Origin of the sequence: Novosphingobium sp. (assembly GCF_027531025.1) — a bacterium.
Classification (GTDB): domain Bacteria; phylum Pseudomonadota; class Alphaproteobacteria; order Sphingomonadales; family Sphingomonadaceae; genus Novosphingobium.
Genome location: NZ_JAPZQX010000005.1, coordinates 87,982 through 109,591, shown reverse-complemented (window position 1 = coordinate 109,591; position 21,610 = coordinate 87,982). Strand labels below are relative to the sequence as shown.

Sequence of the window (21,610 nt, the reverse complement as noted above, 5' to 3'; positions counted from 1 at the left end):
CTCACTCGGCCTGCTCCGCGGAACGGCGTTCGTTGAAGAAATTGATCACGGCAGCGGCTGTCTCCTCGATCGAGCGACGGGTCACGTCGATCACCGGCCAGCCATTATCGGCAAACATCCGCCTGGCATATTGCACTTCCTTGGCCACGCGTTCCTGGTCGACATAGGCGGTTTCGGGGACCTGGTTCAGCGACAGCAGCCGGTTGCGGCGAACCTGGACCAGCCGCTCGGGCGCGGTGGTCAGGCCAACGACCAGCGGGTGGCGCAGCCCGAACAGCGCGGGCGGGGGCGGGCTTTCCACCACGATCGGGATATTCGCCACCTTGTACCCACGATTGGCGAGGTAGATGCTGGTCGGCGTCTTCGAACTGCGCGATACCCCGGCCAGGACAATGTCGGCCTGTTCCCAGTCTTCCCAGGCCACGCCATCGTCATGGGCAATCGTGTAGTGGATCGCATCGACGCGCGCGAAATAGGCTTCGTCCATCGCGTGCTGGCGACCGGGCCGGGCGTGAGGATGCTGGCCCAACGCCGCCTTGAGCGCCTCGACCGCGGATTCCAGGACCGCCACTGTCGGCAGGCCCAGCGCGCGGCAGCGTTCCTCCAGCCGATCGCGGATCTCCAGATTGGCGAGGGTATAGAAGACCAGCCCGGGATGGCTGGCGATCTCGCCCATGATCCGGTCGAGGTGCTGGAGCGAGCGGACCATCGGCCAGAAATGGCGGCTGACGTCGGCCCCCTCGAACTGGGCGAGCGCGGCCTTGGCAATCGTCTCCAGCGTTTCGCCGGTCGAATCCGAAAGCAGGTGGAGGTGAAGGCGCGGCATGATGCTGGTCAGGGAACCCCTGTGGACAGAGTGCCGCATAAACCACGGGAGAAAGGCCGGGACAAGTTCGGGCCGCAATTCGCTGCCCGTTACCGGCGTTCAAAAGGGACTCTTGTGGACAGGTGGAAAAGGATTCCCACAGGCTGGGGACAGTGGGGACAAGTGCGGCTTGACCAGCCTGTCCGCAGAGTCGCACCCACGCTTTGCCCTGTTCAGGCCGGGACAAATCGGGCAAGGGGCGGCCATCCCCGCTATCCACAGCCCAACAGCTATAGAATCCTATTAAGAATCTAATTTGTATTTGATTGGAATCGCGCAATGCCCGGTTTGCTGCTCCGTACCCTGACTGGCGAAAACACGGCCGAGCGGCCCGTCTGGCTGATGCGCCAGGCCGGGCGCTACCTGCCGGAATACCGGGCGCTCAGGGCCAGCAAGGGCGGTTTCCTGCCGCTGGTCTACGATAGCGAGGCCGCCGCCGAGATCACGCTCCAGCCGATCCGCCGCTTTGGCTTCGACGGGGCGATCCTGTTTTCCGACATCCTGATCGTGCCCTATGCCATGGGGCAGGACCTGGAATTCCTGGTGGGCGAAGGCCCGCACCTGTCACCCCGGCTGCTCGATGCGGCGCTTTCCAGCCTCAGCGCCGTGCCGCAGCGGCTGGAGCCGATCTACGAGACCGTAAAGCTGGTCCGTGCCGCGCTGCCGGCGGACAAGACCATGCTGGGCTTTGCTGGCAGCCCCTGGACTGTGGCGACCTACATGGTCAACGGCGAGGGCAGCCGCGACCAGCATGATACCCGCGCCTATGCCTATCGCGACCGCGCTGGGTTCCAGGCGATCATCGACGCGATCAGCGCCGTGACGGTCGAATACCTGGCCGGGCAGATCCAGGCCGGAGCCGAGGCCGTGCAATTGTTCGACAGCTGGTCCGGCAGCCTCGCTCCGGCCGAGTTCGAGCGCTGGGTGATTGCCCCCAATGCGGCGATCGTCCGGCAATTGAAGGCCCGCTTCCCGCAGGTGCCGGTGATCGGTTTTCCCAAGGGCGCAGGCGAAAAGCTGGCGGCCTATGCCCGCGAGACCGGGGTCGATGCCGTGGGGATCGACGAAACCATCGACCCGGTCTGGGCAGCGAAGACCCTGCCGGCGGGAATGCCGGTGCAGGGCAACCTCGATCCGCTGCTGCTGCTGGCCGGGGGCGATGAGCTGGACCGCCAGGCGCTGCACATTCTCGAGGCCTTTGCCGATCGCCCGCACGTGTTCAACCTGGGCCACGGGATCGGCCAGACCACGCCGGTCGAACATGTTGGCCAGCTGCTGGCGCTGGTGCGCGGGTGGAAGCGCTAGTATGATGTCGCCATGCTATCGTGGGTGCTCAGCATGACCTACCTCTGGCTCAAGGCGGGCCATATCACGTTCATGGTGTTCTGGATGGCGGGGCTGTTCATGCTGCCGCGCTTCTTCGTCTATCACCAGGAAGAGCTGGAGCGCGATGGCGCGAGCGGCCCGCAGCACGCGCTGTGGATCGAGCGCGAACGCCGCCTGCTGAAGATCATCCTCTGGCCTTCGCTGGTGGTCACCTGGGCGCTGGGGCTGGCCCTGGCGATGAGCATTGGCGCCTTCACCCAACCCTGGTTCCACGCCAAGCTGGGACTGGCGCTGATCCTGACCGCCTATCATGTCTGGATGGCCGGCTATGCCGAGGACCTGGCCCAGGGGCGGATGCGCTTTACCGGCAAGCGGCTGCGGCTACTGAACGAAGTACCGGGCCTGGCCGCGGTGCTGATCGTGGTCGTGGTGGTGGTGAAGCCGTTCTAGGCAGACCGGTCGTTGCAGCGTTGACCGCATCGCGGCAAAGGCCTATCTGATCCCCGTCCGGCATGGGCGCCCGACCTGATTGACGCGCCCCGATCCGCTTTCTCCAAGCCCATCGATCGACCGGCCAGCACAGCCTTTGCGCGCTTGCGCAACTTTCGGAAATACCACGACAATGCACCTTAAAGAACTCAAGAAGAAAACCCCCGCCGAGCTGGTCGAGATGGCCGAAGAGCTTGAGGTTGAAGCCGCATCGACGATGCGCCGCCAGGACCTGATGTTCGCGATCCTCAAGGAACTGGCCGAGGATGGCGAGGAAATCATCGGCCAGGGCACGATCGAAGTGCTGGCCGATGGCTTCGGCTTCCTGCGCAGCCCCGAAGCGAACTATCTCGCCGGTCCCGACGACATTTACGTCTCGCCCAACCAGGTCCGCAAATGGGGCCTGCGCACCGGCGATACGGTGGAAGGCGAAGTTCGTGCGCCCAAGGATGGCGAACGCTATTTCGCGATCACCAAGCTGATCAGCGTCAATTTCGACGATCCCGAAGTGGTCCGTCACCGCGTCAATTTCGACAACCTGACCCCGCTTTATCCCGACGAGCGGCTGAACCTCGATACGGTTGATCCGACCGTCAAGGACAAGTCGGCCCGGGTGATCGACATCATCAGCCCGCAGGGCAAGGGCCAGCGCGCGCTGATCGTCGCCCCGCCGCGCACCGGCAAGACCGTGCTGCTGCAGAACATCGCCAAGGCGATTACCGACAACCACCCCGAAGTGTTCCTGCTGGTCCTGCTGGTTGACGAACGGCCGGAAGAAGTGACCGACATGCAGCGCAGCGTTAAGGGCGAGGTGATCTCCTCGACTTTTGACGAGCCTGCCACGCGCCACGTCCAGGTCGCCGAAATGGTGATCGAGAAGGCCAAGCGGCTGGTCGAGCACAAGCGCGACGTGGTGATCCTGCTCGATTCGATCACGCGCCTTGGCCGCGCCTACAACACCGTTGTCCCATCCTCGGGCAAGGTGCTGACCGGCGGTGTTGACGCCAACGCCCTGCAGCGGCCGAAGCGGTTCTTCGGTGCGGCCCGCAACATCGAGGAAGGCGGCTCGCTGTCGATCATCGCCACGGCCCTGATCGATACCGGCAGCCGCATGGACGAAGTGATCTTCGAAGAATTCAAGGGCACTGGTAACTCGGAAATCGTGCTCGACCGCAAGGTGGCGGACAAGCGCATCTTCCCGGCGCTGGATGTCGGCAAGTCCGGTACCCGCAAGGAAGAACTGCTGGTCGGCAAGGACAAGCTCAGCAAGATGTGGGTCCTGCGCCGCATCCTGATGCAGATGGGCACGATCGACGCGATGGAATTCCTGCTCGACAAGATGAAGGATTCCAAGACCAACGAAGACTTCTTCGCTGGCATGAACCAGTAGGATGGCCTTGCTCCTCCCCCGGCACGCGGTTCTGACCGGTGCGCCGGGGGCGGGGAAAACCACCCTGCTCGATGCTGCGGCCGCGGCCGGGTTGACCACATCGCCAGAGGTTGCGCGCCGGCTGTTGCAGCAGCCCGGCGGCATGGACCTCTGCGCGCAGGACCCGCTGGGGTTTGCCGAAGCCATGCTCGAAGCCCATGCGCGCGAGTATCAACGCTTTGCCGATCACCCCGGCCCGGTGGTGTTCGATCGCGGCTTTCCCGACGTGGTCGGTTTTCTCGACGTTTCGGGCCTGCCGGTGCCAGAGGCGGTGGACCGGGCCTGCCGAAACCTGCGCTATCGCGGCCCGATCCTGCGCGCGCCGGCCTGGGCCGCGATCTATGCGCAGGATCCCGAACGCATCCAGGACTGGCAGCAGGCCGTGGCCAGCGACGAGGCCGTGACCGCGGCCTGGCGGCGCTATGGCTATGCGGTGGAAGACCTGCCGCTGGCCGGGGTGGAACAGCGGCTGGCCGTGCTGCGCTCGCGGCTTTAGGCGCTAGCGGCCTGCAGCTGGGCGGCCATCATTTCCCACAGCTTGTTCACCGCCTTGACCGGGCGGACCATCACTTTGAAATCGATGATCTTTCCAGCGTGGTCAAAGCGGATCAGGTCGATCCCGTTGACGTGGATCCCGTCGATCATGCAGGTGAACTCAAGCAGGACGTCGTTACCCTCCACGATCTCGCGCACATAGGTGAAGCTGTCGTTGCCCAGCACCTTGGCGGCGCTCAGCAGGTAAAGCATGACCTTGGCCTTGCCGACCTGGGGCGAGTGGACCACCGGCGAGTGGAACACCGCATCATCGGCCACCAGGGCGCCAAGCAGATCGGCATTGGCGCCGCTGGCCATATAGGCGTGCCAGGCATTCACGCCGGGATGAGTGGTCATGGTGGCTGTTCCTTTTCCCGTGATGACGCCCGATCATGCCGCGCCTTGCGAAGAAGTTCCAGCCTGCCCTATGCCGTAGTCATGGAAACCAGCTTTCAGTCTGCCCTGGCCGAGGCCCGCGAGGCCATGCAGCGCCGCGATGCCGCGCGCGCGGCGGCGATTCTGCGCGAACTGGCCGGTAGCGTCCCGCCGCCCGGCTTTCCCTGGCTGGAACTGGCCACGGCCGAACTGGTGCTGGGGCGGGGCGATGCGGCCGAGGCGGCGATCGACCGGCAGCTAGAAGCCGCGATCCGCGATGTAGCCGCGCTGTTGATGAAAGGACGGCTGCGTGAGCAGGCCGGGGATGCCCGGGCTGCCTCCTCGTTCTATCGTGCGGCCGAGGCCCAGATCACCTTCGATGGCCACTGTCCGCCCGACATGGTCCCGCTGCGGGCCCATGCGCAGGCCTATCTTGCCAGTTCCGAGCAGGACTTTACCGCGCACCTTTTGGGCAGCCTCGATGGCACGCTCAGCCCGACCATGCGCGAGGCGGTGGAACTGCTGACCGGCCAGCGCCAGCTCTATCTGCAGGAGCCGAAGGTATTCTATTACCCCGGCCTGCCGCAGCGGCGGTTCTGGGAGGTGGACGAGTTTCCCTGGCTGCACGACATGCTGGCCTTCGTGCCGCAGATGCAGGCCGAACTGGCGGCGGTGATCGAGGGCGGCGATACCGGGTTCGATCCCTATGTCCGCCACGATCCCAGTCGGCCGGCCCCGGCCAATCACCTGCTGGGCAAGGCGGACTGGTCGGCCTTCCACTTCTGGCGCGATGGCGCGGTGGTGGCGGAAAACGCCGCGCGCTGCCCCGCGACCATGGCGGCGCTGGAACGCGCGCCTTTGCCGGTCATCCCCGGCCGTTCACCCAATGCCCATTGGTCCAGCCTGCTGCCCGGCACGCACATCAAGCCACACAGCGGCATGCTCAACACCCGGCTGATCTGCCACATTCCCGTCCTCACCGCCCCGGACTGCTGGCTGCGGGTGGGGAGCGAGACGCGTACCTGGGAGCCGGGCGTGCCGCTGGTCTTCGACGATTCGATCGAACACGAGGCGAAGAACGACGGGCCGCAGCGCCGCGTCGTCCTGCTGTTCGAGATCTGGCGGCCCGAGATCGGCGAGGAAGACCGCGCGGCAATCACGCGGCTCTTCCAGGCGATCGGGTCCTACAGTTCAGGCTAGATTGGCTGCCAGGAAGGCGCGGGTCCGGCTGTCGGCCAGCTGGGCACCGGCCTCGTCGCGGCGATCGCCCATCTCGGCGGCGAAGCCGTGATCGAGCCCTTCGTAGTCGTGCAGGGTGACCTTGGGATGGCTGTCCAGCCCGGCGTGGATCGCCGCCTGGGCTTCCGGCCCGACGAAATGGTCGGCGGTCGGGATGTGCAGCATCAGCGGATTGGCGATCGCGTGGGCCTCACCCAGCATCTGGTCGATCATCACCCCGTAATAGCCGACCGAAGCATCGATATCGGTCCGCGCGGCCGCCATATAGGCCATGCGACCGCCCAGGCAGTAACCGACCAGGCCAACCTTGCCGACGCCCTCGGTGCCGCGAATGTGGCGGATCGCGGCCTCGATATCCTGCACGCCGAGGTCCGGATCGTACTGGCCGAAATAGCCGAAGGCTTCCTGCAGCTGGTCGGGGACATCGGGATCAAGCTCGATGCCGGGAGCGAAGCGCCAGAAGATATCGGGCGCGATCGCCAGGTAGCCATCCCTGGCCCAGCTGTCGCACTTTTGCCGGATCCCCGGGTTCACCCCGAAGATCTCGGGAATGACGATGATCGCGGCCTTCGCCGCGCCTTCCGGGCGGGCGACATAGGCGGGGATCGTGGCACTGCCATCGAGGGCGGGGAACGCGGTGTTGGTGGCCATGGGGGCTGCTCCCGGTGGATTGGGGGGAAGGAGATCGGCTTTGGCCCAATATGCCCGCTGGATGGACTTTGCCAAGGCCCTGTGCCAGCTTCCTTTGCCAGGGACCTGGAACCGTCGTGCCAAGGAGAGCAAGATGAAGATCAATGTCGAGATCGACTGCACGCCGGAGGAAGCACGCACCTTTCTCGGTCTGCCCGACGTGGGCAAGGCCAACCAGTTCTATGTCGAGGCAATTGCCAAGGCGATGAAGGGGGCGGGCAATGTCGAACAGATTCAGGACATCGCCAAGAACATCGCGCCGATGGGGCAGATGGGCCTCAAGCTGTTCCAGCAATTCGTCGAGAATGGCGCGGCCTTTGCGGCCGGAGCCAAGAAGAAGAGCGAGGACTGAGCGCCCGCCGCCGGGGGTGAACCCGATCCTGCCATGACCGATACGATCTTTGCCTTGTCGAGCGGTGCGCCGCCCGCCGCCATTGCCGTGGTGCGGATCAGCGGTCCGGCTGCCGGAGCGGCGCTGGCCGCGCTGGTTGGCCGGGTGCCGCCAGAGCGCCGGGCGGTGGCCGCCACGCTGCGCAATGGCGCGGGTGAAGTGCTTGACCGGGCGCTGGTGCTGTGGCTGCCGGGGCCAGGCACGGCAACTGGTGAGGATACGGCCGAACTGCACCTTCACGGTGGCCGGGCGGTGGTGGCGGCCGTCTCTGCCGCGCTGGCTGCCGTGCCAGGCCTGCGCGCCGCCGAGCCGGGCGAATTCACCCGCCGAGCCTTTGCCAATGGCCGGATCGACCTCGCCGAAGCCGAGGGCCTCGCTGACCTGCTTTCGGCCGAAACCGAGCTGCAGCGCCGCAGTGCGATCGCCATGGCGGGAGGTGCCCTGTCGCGCAGGGTCGAGGATTGGCGCGAGCGGTTGCTGAGCCTTTCCGCCTCGGTCGAGGCCGTGCTCGATTTCGCCGATGAGGATGACGTGGCAACCCTGCCGGCCGATTTCCTGACCCGGATCGATGCCTTGCGTGCCGAGCTTGCCGCCTGGCTGGCGCGGCCACGGGCCGAAGTGCTGCGCGAAGGCTTCCGGGTGGTCATCGCGGGACCACCAAATGCGGGAAAAAGTACTTTATTCAATGCCTTGGTTCAGGACGAGGCGGCGATTGCCACGCCGATTGCCGGGACGACTCGCGATGTCCTGACCCGCCCGGTGGGCTATGACGGGGTGCCGTTCCTGTTTGCCGATACCGCCGGGCTGCATGATGCGACCGATGATGTGGTCGAAGCCATCGGCATCGAACGCGCGCTTGAGGCGCTGGACCGGGCCGACCTGGTGCTGTGGCTTGGCCCGGAAGGGCAGGGTCCGGCTGGCGCCTGGGAGATCGCCGCACAATGCGATCGGGCAGGGGTTCCGCCCAAACTGCATCCCCGGCACCGGATTTCAGCCGTCACGGGGCTGGGCATGGCCGAACTGATCGCTGACCTGGTTGCCACGGCGCGTCAGGCGCTGCCCAAGCCCGGTGAGGCGGCACTTAATGAACGCCAGCACCACATGCTCCGAGACGCCGCCCGCGCGTTGCACTCGGCCGAGGATGAAGGCGATCCGCTGCTGGTGGCCGAATCGCTCCGCCTGGCGCGAGTGTCATTTGATGGCCTGCTCGGTCGCACAACCACCGAGGATATGCTGGATGCACTGTTCGGGCGGTTCTGCATCGGGAAATAGACTGTTCCACGTGAAACATCGCTGGGGTAAAGCCCGCCCGGCACATGGATCAGTTTGACATCATCGTAGTGGGCGGCGGGCACGCCGGAGTCGAGGCGGCAGCCGCTGCCGCGCGGATGGGCACGCGCACCGCGCTGGTCAGCTTCGATCTCGACGCAATCGGCGCGATGAGCTGCAATCCGGCAATCGGCGGGCTGGGCAAGGGGCACCTGGTGCGCGAGGTCGATGCCTGCGACGGGATCATCGCCCGCGCCGCCGATGCCGGGGCCATCCATTACCGGATGCTCAATCGTTCGAAGGGCAGCGCAGTCCAGGGGCCGCGCGTCCAGGCTGACCGCAAGCGGTTCAAGGCCGCGGTGCAGCACCTGCTTGCCCGTCAGGGTCCCTTGACGCTGATCCGCGGTGAGGCGGCAGCGTTGCGGCTTAGTGGCTCGCGCGTTGCGGGGATCGACCTGGCCGATGGCACGACACTCGCCGCGCGGGCCGTGGTGCTGTGTACCGGCACGTTCCTGGGCGGAGTGCTGTTCCGGGGTGAGGAGCGGATCGTCGGTGGCCGGATTGGCGAGGCTTCGGCCCAGCGGCTGGCCGAACAGCTGCGCGAAGCAGCCCTGCCGATGGCACGCCTGAAAACCGGCACGCCGCCGCGCCTCGACGGGCGGACGATCGACTGGGCGCGGCTGGAAGAACAGCCGTCGGATGCCGAACCATGGGCCATGTCGGCGCTGGGGCCAGGCCGGGTGCTGCCGCAAGTATTCTGCGCGATCACGCGCACCAATGCCCGTAGCCACGACGTCATTCGTGCCAACCTGCACCGCTCGCCGCTGTTTTCGGGTGCAATTGATGCCCAGGGGCCGCGTTACTGCCCATCGATCGAGGATAAGATCCATCGCTTCGGAGACCGAGACGGGCACCAGGTGTTCCTGGAGCCGGAGGGCCTCGATACCCATCTGGTCTATCCCAATGGCATTTCCACCTCGCTGCCGGCCGATGTCCAGCTGGCCATGCTGCGGACCATGGACGGTCTGGAAGGTGTCGAGATGGTCGTGCCGGGCTATGCGGTGGAATATGATCACATCGATCCGCGCGCCTTGCGCCCCAGCCTGGAACTGCGCGATCTGCCGGGGCTCTACTGCGCGGGGCAGATCAATGGCACCACCGGCTATGAGGAAGCCGCCGCGCAGGGCCTGGTTGCCGGGATGCAGGCCGCGGCTGAAGTACTGGGTCGCGTGCCGATCGCGCTGGACCGGGCCAACAGTTATATGGCGGTGATGATCGACGATCTGACCCTGCACGGGGTGAGCGAGCCGTACCGAATGCTGACGGCTCGTGCGGAGTACCGACTTCGTCTGCGGGCCAACAATGCCTCGACCCGGCTGACCCCGCTGGCGCTGGAGGCGGGCTGCGTCGGTTCAGAGCGTGCGGGATGGTTCGCGCGGCGCGAGGAAGCGCGGGAATCGATTGGTGCGGCGCTCGATCAGATGGCCACCGGGCACGAATTGGTTCAGGCCGGATTGCCCGTGCGGGCTGATGTCGGTCGCCTGGCGATGCGCGAATGGCTGCGGTTTGGTGGCATCGATCTCGCCGCGTTGGAACCCTGGCTGGGTGAGGCCGTGGCAATCGATCCCGATCTTGCCGCCGAACTGGCCGAAGATGCCGCTTATGCGCCGTATCTGGCGCGGCAGGAGAACGAGCTGGCCGACCTGCGGGCGGGCGAGGCGCTGCCGTTGGGTGACGACTTTCCCTATGCGGAGATCCCCGGACTGTCGCGCGAGATGGTTGAGCGGCTGACCAAGGCGCGGCCGGCCACTCTGGCTGCAGCGGGGCGGATTCCCGGCATTACCCCGGCGGCACTGGCGGCATTGCTGGTCCATGCCCGCCGTCGCAGCGACATCGCGGCATGATCGACAGCGAGGCAGCGGCGCAAGCCTGGTTGGCGGCTCGGCCCGAATGGGATGCGCTCGCGGCGGAGCGGATCGAGCGGCTCATCGCCTTGCTGGCCGAAGAGAACACCCGGCAGAACCTGGTGGCGGCAGGGAGCCTCCCTGTGGTCTGGCAGCGCCATATCGTCGATTCGGCGCAATTGCTGGCCCATGTTCCACGTGAAACATCCTCGCCTTGGCTCGACCTTGGCACTGGTGCGGGGTTTCCCGGCCTGGTGATCGCCGCGCTGCGCCCTGAATGCGAGGTGGTCATGGTCGAATCGCGGGCGCGGCGGGTCGAATGGCTTGAGCGGGTGCGGGCGGCACTGGGTCTGGAGCGGGCCAGTGTGATCGGGTCACGGCTTGAATTGGTTCCCAGCCGCAGTTTTCGCGTCATTTCGGCACGGGCTTTCGCGCCACTACCCAGATTGCTCGAGCTATCCGCACGATTTTCCACAAAGGACACGCTATACCTGTTGCCGAAGGGGCGTTCGGCGCAGCAGGAACTGCTAGAGTTGAGTCGGTGGAATCATCTGTTTCACGTGGAACAATCGCTCACCGATACCGAAGCCGGCGTGATTGTGGGGCACCTCTTGGGGCCGAAAGGAAGAAAACCGTGATTCGCATGGCGATCGCTAACCAGAAGGGCGGGGTGGGCAAGACCACCACGGCGATCAACCTGGCCACGGCCCTGGCCGCAACTGGCTCGAAAGTCCTGCTGATCGACCTTGACCCGCAGGGCAATGCCTCGACCGGGATCGGGATCGGCGTGGATCAACGCGAACGCTCGACTTACGATCTGCTGGTCGATCAGGTCCCGCTGCGTGAATGCGTTGTGCCAACGCGGATTCCGGGGCTGGATATTGTTCCGGCGACGGTCGACCTGTCTGGCGCCGAGGTTGAGCTGGTTTCGGTCGAGAACCGGACTGAGCGACTGGCCGCCGCCTTGGGCCAGGACGTTGGCCACGATATCTGCCTGATCGATTGCCCGCCCTCGCTGGGCCTGCTGACGCTAAATGCGCTGTGTGCCGCCGATACCCTCCTGGTGCCGCTGCAATGCGAGTTTTTCGCGCTGGAGGGGCTGAGCCAGCTGCTGCGCACGGTCGAACAGGTGCAGCAGCGGTTCAATCCGGATCTGGGGATCATCGGCGTGGCGCTGACCATGTTCGATCGCCGCAACCGTTTGACCGACCAGGTGGCGGACGATGTGCGCTCGTGCTTGGGGCCGCTGGTGTTCGACGCGGTGATTCCGCGCAATGTCCGGCTGTCCGAAGCGCCCAGCCATGGCCTGCCCGCGCTGGTCTATGACCATGCCTGCGCCGGCAGTCGCGCCTATATGGCCCTGGCCCGCGAACTGATTGCCCGCCTGCCCGAAGCAAGGAAAGCCGCATGAGCGACGACGAGATCATCCGCATTTCGGTTCCGCCGGCAACTGGCGCACGCAAGAAGCCGCCAGCCTTGGGTCGCGGCCTTGGCGCCTTGTTGGGTGACAGCCGCCGCGAAGAGCCGCTGGTCAATCCGGCCGCGGTAACTGCACCCGGTGGCAGTGCAGCACCGCGCGAAGGGCTGGCCATGCTGGCCGTGGCCGATATCGTGCCCCATCCGGACCAGCCGCGGCGTCACTTCGACGAGGCCGCGCTGGACGAACTGGCCGCCTCGATCGGCCAGCGCGGGTTGATCCAGCCGGTGATTGTCACGCCATACGGGGCCGGACGGTGGCGGCTGGTAGCGGGTGAACGTCGCTGGCGCGCCGCTCAGCGCGCACAAATCCATGAAATTCCAGCAATTGTTCGCGATTTGGATGAGCGCGAGGTCACCGCGCTGGCGCTGATCGAGAACCTTCAGCGCGAGGATCTCAACCCGATCGAGGAAGCGCGCGCCTATCATCGTCTGGCCGAGAATGATGGGCTGACCCAGGCGGAGATCGCCCGGCTGGTCGACAAGAGCCGCAGCCATGTCGCGAACCTGCAGCGACTGCTGAGCCTGCCGGACAGCGTTGTCGAACTGGTCGAGGCGGGCAAGCTCTCCATGGGCCACGCCCGCGCGCTGGTCGGGGTGGAGGATGCCGCCACGCTTGCCGAGCAGGCGGTGAGCAAGCAGCTGTCGGTCCGCGAGGTCGAGCGACTGGCCCGCCGCAAGACCACCGGCACCAGTGCGCCGCGCCGGGCCCGCAGCGAGCGCGATTCGGCCAGCTCGGCCGATATCGCTGCAGTGCAGAGCCACCTTGAGGAGTTCCTCGGCCTGTCAGTGCGAATCAACACCGATGCCGATCCGAGGTCGGGTGCGGTGACGATTCGTTACCGCACGCTCGACCAACTGGACCTGATCTGCCAGCGGCTGACCGGTGGCGGTATATAAGCAGTAATGATTAGGTGTTTTTGCGGGCAAAGCGTTAACATTTTCCGGTCATCCATTAACCATACCGGAAAATAATCCCACAACTCCGGGTATTTACATAGGTGCTTGCGAATGGGGGCAGACCGCCCGTTCGGGGCGGCGTTCTGGCGCTGTCTTGTAGATTGCTTGGAAGGGATACTGATCAAATGCGTAATTCGCTTCGTCTTGCTCTTGTTGGTGCTGCGCTGAGCGCCGCTTCGTTTGGTTCGGTTGCTCACGCGGCCACTTCGGCCACTGCCACCGCCACGGCGGAAGTGCTCAGCACGCTGACTGTTTCGGCCGATTCGGCCCTGAACTTCGGCCAGATCGCGGCCAACACCGGCGGCACCGTGACCGTCAACGCCGACGGCACCGTTGCTTCGTCGGGTTCGCTGGTTTCAACCGGCACCCGCGCCCCGGCTGGCTTCACCGTGACCGGCACCAACGGCACTTCGGTCGTCGTCAGCCTGCCGACCTCGGCTGCCACGCTGAGCCTGCAGGGCTGGGCTGGCGCTGGTCCGGCTCCGTCGATGTCGCTGGCCGGCTTCAACTCGAACCCGGGCGGTTCGTTCCAGCTGAGCCCCTCGACCGGTTCGGCCACCTTCAACGTCGGCGGCACGCTGACCGTTGGTTCGGGCCAGGCTTCGGGCGTGTACAGAGGGACCTTCGACGTTTCGGTCGAATACCAGTAAGTTGCGATAACCGGATCCGTCCCTCGGGGCGGAGGCGGGAGACCAGGGGCCGCATCAGCCAGACGCTGATGCGGCCCTTCGCTTTTGGTCCTGGCCCGCATCATGCTTAGCGGGATGTTAACCCTGTTTTCCTAACACCTACGGGAACACCCGGAGCGCAAGACAGGCTCCGGTCAAGGAATACGGGGAACCCGCAGGAAATGACCTTCACCAATTCGCTGAACCGCCTGGCCCTTGGCCTGGGGACGATTGTTGCCGCAGCTCTGGCCACGCCTGCCTCTGCGCAGGGCGACCTGCTGGTCGCGCCGACGCGGGTCGTGCTGAACGGTGGCGGTAATGCCGAAGTCGTCCTGAGCAATATCGGCAGCCAGCCGGCGACCTATCGCATCGGAGTCGAGCTGCGCCGGATGGAGGCGGACGGCAACTTTGCCGACGTCACCGAGGCCGAGGCCAATGCCACCGAGAAGGCGGCGCTCGAGATGCTGCGCTATGCCCCGCGGCGAATCACCCTGCTGCCCGGCCAGCCTCAGTCGATCCGGCTCAGCGCGCGACCCGCGCCCGAACTGCCCGATGGCGAATACCGCGTGCACATGAGCTTCCGCGCCGTGCCGCCGGCGCTCTCCCCCGAAGCGGCGCAGGAACAGGCGGCGGCCGGCCAGCTCTCGATCCGGCTTACCCCGGTCTATGGCATCACCATCCCGGTCTTCATCCGCAAGGGTCGGCTCGAGGCCGGGGCGACGATAGCCAACCCGCGGCTGGTCCGCACCGCGACCAACACGGTGCTTGAACTCGACATGCGCCGTACCGGCCAGCGCTCGGTCTATGGCGAGATCCTGGGCAAGCGTGGCAGCGAGCAGGTGTTCCAGATCAAGGGCGTCGCGATCTATCCCGAGGTCGAGGGCCGCACCGTCAAGATCCCTCTGTCAGCCGACCAGCTGGGCAAGCTCAAGGGTCCGGTGCGCATCGAATATCGCGAAATGCCCGAAAACGGCGGGCAGCTGATCGCCGAAGTCACCAGCGCGATCCAGTAAGTCGCTCAAAAGAATATAGAATCGGACATCTGACGTCATGAGGCATCGCCTCCCACAGCTGCGCCTGGCCGCCGCCCTGTTCGGGGCGGCGCTCGGCGTTGGTGTGGGCAGCGCGCCAGCCCAGGCCCAGGCCCACGGGACCGGGTGGACTGCCAGTGACGAGGATTCGCTGATCCTTGAACTGCGCAGCGGTCAGTACAAGCTGGGCGAACCGATGCGCGGTTACCAGATCCCGGCCGGGGTCTGTGTCGATCTGGCCGACCTGATCCAGGCACTCGACCTGCCGGTGCGACTTGACAAGAAGTCGCGCCGCGCAACTGGCTGGCTCTTCGCGGAGGATCAGCGCTTCGTCCTCGATCGCGATTCAAATACGGTACAAACCATGAACGGCAGTCGCGCGCTTGCCGCCGGAGCCGTCTACGATACGCCCGAAGGCTGGTGCGTCGACCTGAAGGCACTGTCCGGCTGGATGGGGGTTCGCTTCCGCGCCGATCTTTCGAACCTGGCGGTCGTGCTGGAATCCGACCGCAAGCTGCCGTTCCTTGAAGCCATCGAGCGCAAGAGTCGCGCGGCGCGACTTCGCGAACCGCGCATGGCCGAATTTGACCTGGCCAAGCTTCCCCAGGCCCAGTTGCCCTATCAGGGCTGGCGGATGCCGTCCGTCGATGTCCAGGTCCAGGCCCAATGGGCCCGGCAGGGCGGGGCCAGTGTCCAGTTCGAGGCCCTGGCCGCCGGGGAGGCCCTGGGGATGAGCTACACCGCCCGTCTTGCGGGCAACAGCAATGCCGGGGCGGATTCGCTGCGGCTCAAGCTGTTCCGCAACGATCCATCGGCCGAATTGCTCGGACCGCTGCGGGCAACGCAAGTGGCGCTGGGTGATGTCGAGACCGTTCGCGGGGCCTTGACCGGGCAGACCGCCTATGGCCGGGGGGCTTTCGTCTCCAACCAGCCGCTCAACCGGCCGGGACGCTTTGGCGTCACTTCGCTGGCCGGTTCCATGCCGGTCGGCTGGGATGCCGAACTCTATCGCAACGGGGAACTGCGCGCTTACCAGGCCGATCGCGGCGACGGGCGCTATCGTTTCGACAATATCGAGCTGCTGTGGGGCGAGAACGACTTCGAAGTCGTGCTTTACGGCCCGCAGGGTCAGATCAAGCGCGAGCGCTCGTCGATGCCAGTCGGGATCGACAGCATTCCGGCGGGCAAGACGCTCTACTGGGCGGGTATTGTCGATGCCGGGCGCGATCTGATCGACCTGACCAGCAATTTCACCGATCCGCACACCGGCTGGCGCTGGGGCGTGGGCGTGGAACGCGGAATCGACCGAAGGACGACGGTCGGCATCGAATATCAAAGCCTGATGCTGGCCGGACAACGCCGCCATTATACCGAAGCGACGCTGCGGCGCTCGCTCGGCCGGATGCTGCTCGAAGTGGCCGGTGCCCAGCAGTTCGGCGCGGGCCGGGCCTTGCGCGCCCAGGCGCTCGGCCGGCTGGGCGGGCTGCGCTATGATGCGCAGGTCCTGTGGATCGATGGCGAGTTTGACAGCGAACTGGTCGATGCCCAGCAGCGGCGCGAATACAGCCTGCGCCTGGGTACCGGGCTGAAGCTGGGTTCCTGGCGTCTGCCGGTCGAGGCCGGGGTGCGGCACTATGCCACGCGCAAGGGGGCAAAGGTTACCGAATGGTTAATGCGCGGCTCGGTCCAGCTGCGCCGTACCACGTTGACCGCCGAACTGGCCCACCGCACGGCTGCCGGGCCGGGCTGGGCCTCGGCCGCCAGCGATCTCGGTTCGCGCCTGACGCTGATCGGCAATACTGCGGTCGGCCCGGTGCGGCTGCGCGGCAGTGCCCGCTTTGCGCTGAGCGGCAGCGAGCACGGACTGGAAAACACCCAGGTCGTGGCGGAGACGGGTCTTGGCAAGTCATCCACCCTGCGGCTGGGCTACGAGCACGACGCGCGCGCGAAGCGGCATGAATACTCGCTCGGCTGGGTCCGCCAGTTCGATCGCTTTGCCCTGCGCGCCGAAGGCCGGGCCGACAATCGCGGCCGCCTGTCGTTCGGGCTGACGCTGGGCTTCAGCTTCGGGCCGGATCCGGTCGATGGTGGCTGGCGAATGTCGCGCCAGCGGCTCGCCGAAAGCGGCCAGGCCGCGATCGAGGTGTTCCGGGACGACAATGGCGATGGCTATCGCCAGGCCCATGAAAGCCTGGTCGAGGGCGTCTCGGTCGAAGCCGGCTTCCGTCATTCCGAGACGCCGACAAATCAGGCCGGCCGCACGGTGATCGACGGGCTGGCACCCTATATGCCGGTGCTGGTCTCGATCGATGCCGGCAGCCTGGCCGATCCGCTACTGCAGCCCAAGGGGCCGGGCGTGGTGGTTGTGCCGCGCCCCGGCGTCGCGGCGAAGATCAGCCTGCCGCTGGCCCCGACCGGCGAGGTCGAGGCGATCCTGCTTGGTCCCGATGGCGAACCACGCGAAGGCGTCACGATCGAGCTGACCGATCCGGCTGGCCGGGTGGTGCGCCAGGTGGCCAGCGATTTCGATGGCTACGTGCTGTTCGATGCCGTGCCCTATGGCGACTATCGCCTGCGCCTGGGCGCGGCGAGCGCGGCGGCGCTGGGGGTGCGGGCGGACCTGGGTCAGGCGCTGCGGATCGACCGGACCAATCCCTCGCTGCGGCTGGGGCGGATCCGGTTGCAGCCGCTGGCCGTGGCGCAGGTGGTTGCCGCCCCTTAATCGCGCGATTAAAATCCGGTTGACCGGGGCGCAGGGCAACGTCAGAAGCTGGCTCGATCAAGCCTAGCCAAAGGGATTGCCATGTCGCTCGATTCGCTTGCCCGCACCGCTTACACCGAAGACCACGAAGCTTTCCGCCAGACCGTGCGCCGCTTCATGCAGGAAGAGGTGGCCCCCCACGGCGCGAAATGGGCCGAGGACGGCATCGTGCCCAAGTCGATCTGGCCCAAGGCGGGCGAACTGGGTCTGCTGTGCCCGACCGTGCCTGAGGAATACGGCGGTCTCGGCCTCGATTTCGGCTACAACGCGATCGTTGACGAAGAGGCGGCCTATCACGGTGGGGTGACCACTGGCTTCTCGCTCCAGTCCGACATCGTCGTCAGCTATATCGTCAACTATGGCTCGGAAGAGCAGAAGCGCCATTGGCTGCCCAAACTGGTCTCGGGCGAAGTGATTACCGCCATCGCCATGACCGAACCGGGTACCGGTTCGGACCTGCAGGGCATGCGCACCACGGCCAAGAAGGACGGCAACCATTATGTGATCAACGGGTCGAAGACCTATATCACCAATGGCCAGAACGCCGACCTGATCCTGGTCTGCTGCAAGACCGACACCGAGATCCAGCCGGCCTACAAGGGCGTGTCGATCGTGCTGGTCGAGGCGGACCGCGAAGGGTTCAAGCGTGGCCGTAACCTCGACAAGATCGGCCAGGACGAGGCCGATACCTCGGAACTGTTCTTCGAGGACGTGCGCGTGCCGATCACCAACTGCTTGGGGCAGGAAGGGATGGGCTTCATCTACCTGATGAGCGAACTGCCCCAGGAACGCCTGTCGATCGCGGTTTCGGCCCAAGCCGGCGCCCAGCGCGCCTTCGACATGACGGTGGAATACACCCGCGATCGCAAGGCCTTCGGCAAACCGATCCTCGATTTCCAGAACAGCCGCTTCGTGCTGGCCGATCTCAAGACCAAGCTGCAGGTTGGCTGGGCGCACCTCGACTGGGCGCTGGCCCGCCATCTTCGCAAGGAGCTGACCCCGGAAGAGGGCGCGGCGGCCAAGCTGTGGCACACCGAGCTTCAGTGGGAAGTGATGGACAAGTGCCTGCAGCTGTTCGGCGGGGCCGGCTACATGAACGAATACCCGATTGCCCGGATGTGGCGCGGCGCGCGAGTTACCCGGATTTTCGGCGGCACGAACGAGATCATGAAGGAGCTGATCGGGCGCAAGCTCTGATCCGCTGACCGGTTGCACAACAAAGGGCGGGAAGCCGGCTGGCTTCCCGCCCTGCTTGTTGGTTGGCGCGTGACGCCGCTTACTTGGTGCGGACGCGCTTGTCCGGGACGATCCGCACCCGCTTGTCGCGGATGATCCGGCGCTTGGGGTGAGAAACGGTCACCCATTCCTCGATCACCGTCGTTTCCTTGCAATCCCGCTTGGGCGCGGCCGGGGCCATGGCGACCGGCACCATCATCATCACCGGCTGCATCGCATAGCCATAGGCATAACCGGGATAGCCGTATCCCGCCGGGCCATATCCGGCAGGGCCATAGCCGGATTGCTGGCGGGCGAGGTAATCATCGAGGTAGCTTTCGCAGTAATCGCGGGCGCGACGCTTGTCCGAAGCATTGCCGATTGCCGTTCCGGCGACAGCCCCCAGGGTGCCGCCGGCAATCGCGCCGACCACGCGGTTGCCGCGGCCCGCGATCGCGCTGCCCGCAACGCCGCCAACCAGTCCACCAACGATCGTGCCGGTGGTCCGGCCCTTGTGGCCAAAGCGGGCGCGGCATTCGGCCAGCCAGTCCGCCCTGGCCTCTTCCCAGGCGATCCGCTGCTGTTCCGGCTGGGACATTGCCGGCAAGCCGGGGCGGTCGACCGAGGGAATCGGGGGCAGGGCAGGCTGCTGTGGCGGGGCCGGCTTCCATTCGGGGCGCGGGTCGTAAGGTGCATTGCCGAACACCCGGCCTTCGGCATCGGTCGCGGCTTGCCCTGCCGCCAGGGCCGGGCTGGCCAGCGTAACGAGGCTGGCGGCAAGGCTGCCGAGCAGCGCGGTGGGCAGGATCCTGGTCTGCGACATGTTGGGTTGTCCGCCGATGGCTGCCGGGGCGAGTCCCGGCGTTAATCTGTAAGTTACCATCGTCAGGCGCATGAAACCAAGCCTCTCGCTGCGGAGAGACTCGCCCTGTCCCGTTTCGGAGCAGGCTGGCGGGGTTAGATCGAAGCGGCGATCGCCGCAGCCAGCGCCTCGATCCCTCTGGCATCATCGGCATCGAAGCGGGCCGGCTCGGGGCTGTCGAGATCGATCACCGCAATCACCTGGCCATCGCGCCAGACCGGCACGACCAGTTCCGAGCGGCTGTCGGCATCGCAGGCAATATGGCCGGGGAAGGCGTGGACATCGGGTACCAGCTGGGTTTCGCCGCTGGCCAGCGCCGCGCCGCACACGCCTTGCCCAGCAGCAATGCGGATGCAGGCCGGCTTGCCCTGGAACGGCCCCAGCACCAGGGCGCCATCGACCGTGCGATAGAACCCGGCCCAGTTGAGCCGGGGCAGGAACTGCCAGATCAGCGCCGAAAGGTTGGCCATGTTGGCGACCGGGTCGGGCTCGTCGTGAACCAGCGCCCGGGCCGCCTCGATCAGGTCGGCATAGAAAGCGGGCTTGGGCTGGGCGGGATCAGGGGTGAAGGCAAACATAAGCGGCCTGATAGGCGAAAGGTCCATTGTCGCCCAGCCCCTGCGCGCTTATCAGTGCAATCATGTCCAGACTTCGGAAATGGCTGATCGGCAGCCTTGTCGTCCTCGTGGTCCTCGCGGGCCTCGGTTATGTCCTCACCCGGCCGACCCCGGCCAAGCACACCGTCGACGAGATGTCGGGCAAGGATCCGCTGATCGTCGAGCCGGATGTCGAGCGGTTCCCGTCGATCCGCATTGCCAAGCCGGTCGGCTGGGCCGCGGGCGAGGCGCCGACTGCGGCGGAAGGGTTGCAGGTCAACCGCTTTGCCGAAGGGCTTGACCATCCCCGCGTGATACTGACCCTGCCGAACGGCGACGTCATTGTGGCAGAGGCCGACGCACCCAAGGGCAACCTCGGCAGCGGGCTCGAGGCGATGGTTGCCAAGCTACTGATGAGCGATGCCGGGGCGCAGAAGGGTTCGCCCGACCGCCTGACTCTGCTGCGCGATGCTGATGGCGATGGCGTGGCCGAAGCGCGCCATCTCCTGCGCCAGGGCAATGGCCTGGCCTCGCCCTCCGGCCTTGGCTGGCGCGATGGCAAGCTGTTCGTGGCGAATCACGATGCCGTGATCTGGTTTCCCTACCAGCTGGGTGAAACGGCCATCACCGCTGCGCCGACCAAGCTGACCGACCTGCCGCCGAGTGGCAATCACTGGATGCGCAACCTGGTGCTCAGTCCCGATGGCACGGAGCTTTACGTTGCGGTCGGTTCGGCTTCGAACATCGGCGAGAAGGGCATGGAAATCGAAGAGGGTCGCGCTGCGATCTGGGAAGTCGATGTTGCCACCGGGACCAAGCGCCTGTTCGCGCAAGGGCTGCGCAACGCCAACGGACTCGACTGGAATCCCTCGACCGGTGAATTGTGGACCACGGTCAACGAGCGCGACATGCTGGGGCCTGATCTCGTGCCGGATTACCTCACCAACGTGCCGGTCGGCGCGCATTATGGCTGGCCGTGGATCTACTGGAAGAAGTACGACGATGACCGGGTTGAAGCGCCGGCGCCGATCTACATCGACGATTACGTCCGCAAGCCCGAATATGGCCTGGGCTCGCACACCGCGCCGCTGGGCCTCGCGTTCCTGCGTGGCGGTGAACGGATCGGTTCGATCTTCACCAACGGGGCCTTCATCGCCCGCCACGGTTCATGGAACCGCGAACCACTGATTGGTTATGACGTCGTCTTCGTGGCCTTCGATGCCAACGGCAATCCGCTGGGCAAGCCGGTCCCGGTGCTGACCGGGTTCCTGTCCGGCAAGGCCGAAACGCGGGGCCGGCCGACCTGGGTCGGGTTCGACAAGACCGGTTCGCTGCTGGTGACCGACGATACCGCCGGGATCATCTGGCGTGTTTCGGCGCCCGGCGCCGCGCCCGGTCCGGCCTTGCGCCCGGTGGTAACCGCGCGGATGCCGGCCCAGCGCCAGCTCGACGCCAAGCTCGAGGCCGAATACCGCGCCGGGATCAAGCAGACCGGCGGCGGCTAGCCGGTCTCGGCAGTCAAGCAATAGG

The 21,610-nt window shown here is 65.9% G+C and carries 21 protein-coding genes; 16 read left to right on the top strand and 5 right to left on the bottom strand.

The window, feature by feature from the left end:
* Position 1: 1 nt before the first annotated feature.
* Positions 2-826 (bottom strand): pyruvate, water dikinase regulatory protein, encoded by an 825-nt coding sequence (locus O9281_RS09280; RefSeq protein ID WP_298184850.1) that lies wholly within the window; start codon positions 824-826, stop codon positions 2-4.
* Between the two features lie 318 nt (positions 827-1,144).
* Between O9281_RS09280 and hemE the strand changes: the two genes are divergently transcribed.
* The 4 genes from hemE to O9281_RS09260 all read left to right on the top strand — a co-directional run bounded on the left by hemE (position 1,145) and on the right by O9281_RS09260 (position 4,605).
* Positions 1,145-2,170 carry a uroporphyrinogen decarboxylase gene (gene hemE, locus O9281_RS09275; RefSeq protein WP_298184849.1) on the top strand — a complete coding sequence of 342 codons (1,026 nt, stop codon included), beginning with the start codon at positions 1,145-1,147 and terminating at the stop codon, positions 2,168-2,170.
* A 33-nt stretch (positions 2,171-2,203) separates the two neighbouring features.
* Positions 2,204-2,641: a CopD family protein gene (locus O9281_RS09270; protein WP_298184847.1), complete on the top strand. Its 438-nt coding sequence runs from the start codon at positions 2,204-2,206 to the stop codon at positions 2,639-2,641.
* Positions 2,642-2,813: 172 nt separating this feature from the next.
* The gene (gene rho, locus O9281_RS09265) at positions 2,814-4,070 is read left to right on the top strand and encodes a transcription termination factor Rho (RefSeq protein ID WP_298184845.1); all 1,257 of its coding nucleotides are present in this window, start codon (positions 2,814-2,816) and stop codon (positions 4,068-4,070) included.
* Between the two features lies 1 nt (position 4,071).
* On the top strand, positions 4,072-4,605 hold the full coding sequence (locus O9281_RS09260; RefSeq protein WP_298184843.1) for an AAA family ATPase: 534 nt from the start codon (positions 4,072-4,074) through the stop codon (positions 4,603-4,605).
* On the opposite strand, the gene O9281_RS09255 is transcribed toward O9281_RS09260, so the two are convergent.
* A complete protein-coding gene (locus O9281_RS09255) occupies positions 4,602-5,000 on the bottom strand; it encodes a nuclear transport factor 2 family protein (protein WP_298184842.1) in 399 nt (132 codons plus the stop codon). The two genes, O9281_RS09260 and O9281_RS09255, sit on opposite strands and share 4 nt — an antisense overlap.
* Before the next feature lie 81 nt (positions 5,001-5,081).
* On the opposite strand from O9281_RS09255, the gene O9281_RS09250 reads away from it, so the two are divergent.
* On the top strand, positions 5,082-6,218 hold the full coding sequence (locus tag O9281_RS09250; protein WP_298184840.1) for an aspartyl/asparaginyl beta-hydroxylase domain-containing protein: 1,137 nt from the start codon (positions 5,082-5,084) through the stop codon (positions 6,216-6,218).
* On the opposite strand, the gene O9281_RS09245 is transcribed toward O9281_RS09250, so the two are convergent.
* On the bottom strand, positions 6,210-6,908 hold the full coding sequence (locus O9281_RS09245; RefSeq protein WP_298184838.1) for a dienelactone hydrolase family protein: 699 nt from the start codon (positions 6,906-6,908) through the stop codon (positions 6,210-6,212). The two genes, O9281_RS09250 and O9281_RS09245, sit on opposite strands and share 9 nt — an antisense overlap.
* 40 nt (positions 6,909-6,948) lie before the next feature.
* On the opposite strand from O9281_RS09245, the gene O9281_RS09240 reads away from it, so the two are divergent.
* The 10 genes from O9281_RS09240 (at position 6,949) to O9281_RS09195 (ending at position 18,604) form a co-directional block, all read left to right on the top strand.
* Positions 6,949-7,299 (top strand): DUF6489 family protein, encoded by a 351-nt coding sequence (locus O9281_RS09240; RefSeq protein WP_363321466.1) that lies wholly within the window; start codon positions 6,949-6,951, stop codon positions 7,297-7,299.
* 33 nt (positions 7,300-7,332) lie between these two features.
* A complete protein-coding gene (gene mnmE / locus O9281_RS09235; protein ID WP_298184836.1) occupies positions 7,333-8,610 on the top strand; it encodes a tRNA uridine-5-carboxymethylaminomethyl(34) synthesis GTPase MnmE in 1,278 nt (425 codons plus the stop codon).
* Positions 8,611-8,654: 44 nt separating this feature from the next.
* Positions 8,655-10,511, top strand: coding sequence for a tRNA uridine-5-carboxymethylaminomethyl(34) synthesis enzyme MnmG (gene mnmG, locus O9281_RS09230; protein ID WP_298184834.1), 1,857 nt, complete (start codon positions 8,655-8,657; stop codon positions 10,509-10,511).
* A complete protein-coding gene (rsmG, locus tag O9281_RS09225; protein WP_298184832.1) occupies positions 10,508-11,149 on the top strand; it encodes a 16S rRNA (guanine(527)-N(7))-methyltransferase RsmG in 642 nt (213 codons plus the stop codon). Before mnmG ends, rsmG begins: the two co-directional genes overlap by 4 nt.
* Positions 11,146-11,922, top strand: a complete 777-nt coding sequence (locus O9281_RS09220; RefSeq protein WP_298184830.1) for an AAA family ATPase — start codon at positions 11,146-11,148, stop codon at positions 11,920-11,922. Before rsmG ends, O9281_RS09220 begins: the two co-directional genes overlap by 4 nt.
* Complete coding sequence (locus O9281_RS09215) at positions 11,919-12,887, top strand: ParB/RepB/Spo0J family partition protein (protein WP_298184828.1); 969 nt, start codon at positions 11,919-11,921, stop codon at positions 12,885-12,887. Before O9281_RS09220 ends, O9281_RS09215 begins: the two co-directional genes overlap by 4 nt.
* A 185-nt stretch (positions 12,888-13,072) precedes the next feature.
* Positions 13,073-13,597: a DUF4402 domain-containing protein gene (locus O9281_RS09210; protein WP_298184826.1), complete on the top strand. Its 525-nt coding sequence runs from the start codon at positions 13,073-13,075 to the stop codon at positions 13,595-13,597.
* A gap of 200 nt (positions 13,598-13,797) precedes the next feature.
* A complete protein-coding gene (locus O9281_RS09205) occupies positions 13,798-14,628 on the top strand; it encodes a molecular chaperone (RefSeq protein WP_298184824.1) in 831 nt (276 codons plus the stop codon).
* 37 nt (positions 14,629-14,665) lie between these two features.
* On the top strand, positions 14,666-17,368 hold the full coding sequence (locus O9281_RS09200; RefSeq protein WP_298184822.1) for a carboxypeptidase-like regulatory domain-containing protein: 2,703 nt from the start codon (positions 14,666-14,668) through the stop codon (positions 17,366-17,368).
* Between the two features lie 81 nt (positions 17,369-17,449).
* Positions 17,450-18,604: an acyl-CoA dehydrogenase family protein gene (locus tag O9281_RS09195; protein WP_298184820.1), complete on the top strand. Its 1,155-nt coding sequence runs from the start codon at positions 17,450-17,452 to the stop codon at positions 18,602-18,604.
* Between the two features lie 79 nt (positions 18,605-18,683).
* Here O9281_RS09195 and O9281_RS09190 read toward each other — a convergent pair whose 3' ends face one another.
* Together O9281_RS09190 and O9281_RS09185 are read right to left on the bottom strand one after the other, a co-directional pair.
* Complete coding sequence (locus O9281_RS09190; protein WP_298184818.1) at positions 18,684-19,445, bottom strand: glycine zipper 2TM domain-containing protein; 762 nt, start codon at positions 19,443-19,445, stop codon at positions 18,684-18,686.
* Between the two features lie 134 nt (positions 19,446-19,579).
* Entirely contained in the window at positions 19,580-20,062 is a 483-nt protein-coding gene (locus O9281_RS09185; RefSeq protein ID WP_298185028.1) for a GAF domain-containing protein, read from the bottom strand.
* A 62-nt stretch (positions 20,063-20,124) separates the two neighbouring features.
* On the opposite strand from O9281_RS09185, the gene O9281_RS09180 reads away from it, so the two are divergent.
* Complete coding sequence (locus O9281_RS09180; protein WP_298184816.1) at positions 20,125-21,585, top strand: PQQ-dependent sugar dehydrogenase; 1,461 nt, start codon at positions 20,125-20,127, stop codon at positions 21,583-21,585.
* Positions 21,586-21,610: the final 25 nt, after the last annotated feature.